General features: G+C 66.0%; 7 protein-coding genes. 3 read left to right on the top strand and 4 right to left on the bottom strand.

The genetic code is table 11. From position 1 onward, the window contains the following. Positions 1-72 precede the first annotated feature (72 nt). The 3 genes from VFH65_RS26685 to VFH65_RS26675 are packed head-to-tail and all read right to left on the bottom strand — an operon-like array spanning position 73 to position 1,141. The gene (locus VFH65_RS26685; protein WP_353325758.1) at positions 73-387 is read right to left on the bottom strand and encodes an urease subunit beta; all 315 of its coding nucleotides are present in this window, start codon (positions 385-387) and stop codon (positions 73-75) included. Further along, positions 384-686 carry an urease subunit gamma gene (locus tag VFH65_RS26680; RefSeq protein WP_353325756.1) on the bottom strand — a complete coding sequence of 101 codons (303 nt, stop codon included), beginning with the start codon at positions 684-686 and terminating at the stop codon, positions 384-386. The genes VFH65_RS26685 and VFH65_RS26680 overlap by 4 nt, the downstream gene beginning before the upstream one ends. A 53-nt stretch (positions 687-739) precedes the next feature. Next, positions 740-1,141 carry a PaaI family thioesterase gene (locus tag VFH65_RS26675; RefSeq protein WP_353325755.1) on the bottom strand — a complete coding sequence of 134 codons (402 nt, stop codon included), beginning with the start codon at positions 1,139-1,141 and terminating at the stop codon, positions 740-742. Between the two features lie 67 nt (positions 1,142-1,208). Between VFH65_RS26675 and VFH65_RS26670 the strand changes: the two genes are divergently transcribed. Further along, a complete protein-coding gene (locus VFH65_RS26670; protein WP_353325753.1) occupies positions 1,209-1,586 on the top strand; it encodes a rhodanese-like domain-containing protein in 378 nt (125 codons plus the stop codon). 146 nt (positions 1,587-1,732) lie between these two features. On the opposite strand, the gene VFH65_RS26665 is transcribed toward VFH65_RS26670, so the two are convergent. Next, positions 1,733-2,512 carry an iron reductase gene (locus VFH65_RS26665; protein WP_353325751.1) on the bottom strand — a complete coding sequence of 260 codons (780 nt, stop codon included), beginning with the start codon at positions 2,510-2,512 and terminating at the stop codon, positions 1,733-1,735. A 215-nt stretch (positions 2,513-2,727) separates the two neighbouring features. Here VFH65_RS26665 and VFH65_RS26660 point away from each other — a divergent pair, with 215 nt between their 5' ends. Then, positions 2,728-3,144 carry a BlaI/MecI/CopY family transcriptional regulator gene (locus VFH65_RS26660; protein ID WP_353325749.1) on the top strand — a complete coding sequence of 139 codons (417 nt, stop codon included), beginning with the start codon at positions 2,728-2,730 and terminating at the stop codon, positions 3,142-3,144. Positions 3,145-3,158: 14 nt separating this feature from the next. Beyond that, positions 3,159-3,902: M56 family metallopeptidase (locus VFH65_RS26655; protein WP_353325748.1), on the top strand; the 744-nt coding region annotated here is incomplete at its 3' end.

Here is a 3,902-nt window from a genome sequence, read left to right as displayed (position 1 = left end):
GGACCGAACAGCGCGGCGTATCTGGCGCGGGTCAGCTCGGTCACTGGTGTCCTCTGCTCTTCGCGCGAGCGCTCATCGCGCATCCAATCGACCGGGCGGGTTCAGGCTCAGCCCGTGTACTTCCCGTGTGCCGCTCAGCGGCACCAGGGAAACGTGTTGGTTGACACCGGGTTCGAAGCGCACCGCTGTTCCGGCCGGAATGTCGAGCCGGTGGCCGTAGGCGGCGACGCGGTTGAAGTTCAGCGCGGCGTTGGCCTGGGGCAGGTGCACGTGGCTGCCGACCTGGACGGGTCGGTCGCCGGTGTTGACGATGTCCAGTTCGAGTCGCTTCGCGCCGGGATTGATCGCGATGTCGCCGTCTCCGTGGACGATTTCACCCGGGATCATTGGATCGGGTGGTGGACGGTGACCAGTTTGGTTCCGTCCGGGAACGTGGCCTCCACCTGGACGTCGTAGAGCATCTCCGGCACTCCCTCCATGACATCGTCGCGGCTGAGCACTTCGCGGCCGCTGACCATCAGCTCCGCTACTGTGCGGCCGTCGCGGGCGCCCTCGAGGAGGTGATCGGTGATTACCGCGACCGCTTCGGGGTGATTGAGCTTGAGGCCGCGGCCTCGTCGGCGATGAGCCAGTTCGGCGGCATAGGAGATCAGCAGCCGGTCCTGTTCATGCGGGGTTAAACGCATAGTGCGCGATATTGCCATGTAGCGCCGCAAACAGCAGCGCACGCGGCAGCCGGTTACTCCGCGATGTTCTGCAACCGCACCTGGCCGCGCGCGACGATGCGATCGTTGTCGTCGGTGATGGTGATGAGCCAGAGCTGCTGGCGGCGACCCCGGTGGATGGGGGTGGACACCGCGGTGACCGTGCCCGAGGAGATGGCGCGCAAGAAGTCGGTGTTGTTGTTGACACCGACGACGGTGCCACCGCCGTTCTCGGACAGCCAGACATGGGCGGAGACGCTCGCCAGGCTCTCGACGATCGAGCAGTACACGCCGCCGTGCACGATGCCCCAGGGTTGCAGGAGCTTGTCGTGGATATCCAGCCGTGCGCGCCCGCCATCGGGTGTCATCTCGAGGTAGGTCAGCCCCAGTTCGTTGTCGAATCCTTCGCCGAGGCCGGCGGGCTCGTTTGTCGTCACGCAGTTGTGTTTACACGGCCGAAGTTGTTCGCCCCAAGACGAGGTGGCCCCGGGGCTATCGTCGGGCATGGCCAAGAGTGCAAAAGACTTAGTTGAAGCCGCCAACGCGGTGGTGCCCCGAGTTTCACCGGCGCAGGCGCAGGAGTTGATCGCCAAGGGCAACACCTTGGTCGTCGACGTGAGAGACGCGCCAGAGTTGGAGAAGACCGGCAAGGTCGCCGGCGCTGTGCATGTTCCGCGCGGCATGCTGGAGTTTCGGGCCGATCCCGAATCGCCCTACCACGACCAGAATTTCGCGAAGGACAAGACGGTCATCGTGTACTGCGCATCGGGCGGCCGTTCGGCGCTGTCCGGCCAGGCGCTCAAAGAGCTGGGGTACGAGGAGGTCTACAACCTCGGTGCGTTCGGCGACTGGGCCGACAGCGGCGGCGCCGTCGACAAGTAGCCAAACATGCGGACGGGCCCCACGCACAAGGCGTGGGGCCCGTCCTTCGTGTGGACCGGGGGTCTCTGCAGCCCTCAGCGACTCCGGCGCGGTCCGTTGGTACACGATTCCTTCTGTGTTGCCCCTAAAGCATAGGCAAGGCTTGCCTAATTAAGCAAGACCTTCCCCGTCGACATCCGAGATGTGCCGCGGACCGGCAGGCCGAAGTTGACCAGCGCGTCGAGCACCGCCTGGCCACGGCGCATGCTGGTCACCTCGCTCGACCCGGCCAACAGCGGCACCTGCGTCGCCGCGCTCACGACGGCGCCTCCGACGATGTGCCACATCGAGGCGACGGACATCGCGCCTTCGCTGATTTCGGCGAGCTTTGCGAACAGCGGGTCCAGGGCGCGATGGCTGCGGTGAGCCACCCACGTGGTCAACGCCGGCTCGCTGGGCAGGGCGATGAGACCGCGGCGCGCTGAGGCCCCCGCATGCGTGCAGGAGCGACCGCCGAAGAAGGGATCGTCCGGCAAGCCACGAAGCGTGGGATCGACCACGCCGACCCAGTCGATCGCCCCCTCGGAGTCCACGTGCACCCACAGGTTCTCCAGGCCGGTGTCCCACGCCCGCCCTTCGAGCACGACCAGCGGGATGACCCGACCAACGACGACGTGGGCAAGCGTGGCCGCCAACTGCTGGGCCACCGCGGCGCGGCTGTCGGTCTCCTGCGCGGCGAGATCGAACATCACCTGCAGCCGGTCGGTCGTCAGCGCCTCGGCCAAGGGCCACCACCGCCGGCGCGACAGATCGCCCATCACCGCGACGCCGTACACCCGCGGACATTCGGGATAGAGCTCACGCAGTCGCCGGCTCGACTCGTGCAGTGGCAGCGTCCGCCTGATCGCCATGCCTGCGATAAGCGGATCGTCGACGACTACTGTCATGGGCACCTCCCGGGTCACTTAGGTTAGCCTTACTATAGTCAGGCACCGCGGCAGAGCTAGACCCTGTGACTGGACTCACAAGGGGAAACGACGAGCCGGTGACCACTGCCGGAACATTCCGCCGCCGGAACAAAGTTGTTCCTCTGCGCTAGATACGACGCACGGTAGTAACCCCGTAGTACCCTGGATTCGAGCCTGTAGGAGATGAACGAAACATGGCCAAGTTGACGCGTCTAGGAGAACTGGAGCGCGCCGTGATGGACCACCTCTGGTCCTCGCGCGAGCCCCAAACCGTGCGCCAAGTGCATGAAGCGCTCTCGGCCCGACGCGACCTGGCCTACACCACGATCATGACCGTGCTGCAGCGGCTGGCGAAGAAGAACCTCGTAGTGCAACACCGCGACGACCGCGCCCACCGATACGCGCCGACGCACGGCCGCGACGAACTCGTGGCCGGGCTGATGGTCGACGCTCTCGATCAAGTCGGCGACTTCGGCAGTCGAGAGGCCGCTCTGGTCCATTTCGTCGAGCGGGTAGGCGCCGATGAGGCGGCCGCGTTGCGTCGAGCGCTGACCGAGTTGGAAAGCAAGGATCGGATAACCCCGCCCGCTGGCGATCCGGGCACCGGCTGAGGGAGACTTACAGCGTGTCCGCGCTGGCCTTCACCATCGTGGCCCTGCTCCTGTCAGGGCCGGTGCCGGCAATGCTTGCGCGGGCGTCGTGGCCGATGCGCGCGCCGCGGGCCGCCATCGTGTTATGGCAGTCCATTGCTCTAGCGGCCGTCCTCTCGGCCTTTTCCGCCGGTATCGCCATCGCCAGCCGGCTTTTCGCACCCGGGCCTGACGGCAGACCGACCGCGACCATCACCAGTGAAATAGAGGTGCTCGGTTGGCCCTTGTGGATCGCCTACGTCTTCGTCTTCGCACTCACGCTGCTCATCGGGGCACGGCTGCTTCTTGCCATCCTGCAGGTGGCCATCGCGACGCGGCGCAGGCGTGCGCACCATCGGATGATGGTCGATCTACTCGACATGTCGCACGATTCGGTGCAGCCACCGGCCTGCACCATGGCCCATGATTTGCGCATCCTCGATGTGAAACAGCCATTGGCCTATTGCCTGCCCGGGGTCCGCAGCCGCGTGGTCGTCAGCGAGGGCACGCTGAACACATTGTCGGACAGCGAGATCGCTGCCATCTTGACCCACGAGCGGGCCCACTTGCGTGCCCGGCACGACCTGGTTCTCGAGATGTTCACCGCGGTGCACGCCGCCTTCCCACGATTCGTGCGCAGCGCGAGCGCGCTCGACGCGGTTCGGCTGTTGATCGAACTGCTCGCCGACGACGCCGCCGTTCGCGCGGCCGGTCCAACTCCCCTGGCTCGCGCGCTGGTT

Origin of the sequence: Mycobacterium sp. (genome assembly GCF_035697385.1) — a bacterium.
In the GTDB taxonomy this organism is placed as follows: Bacteria; Actinomycetota; Actinomycetes; order Mycobacteriales; family Mycobacteriaceae; genus Mycobacterium.
The sequence above is the reverse complement of the archived record's forward strand: the minus strand, read 5'-3'. Positions and strand labels throughout refer to the sequence as shown.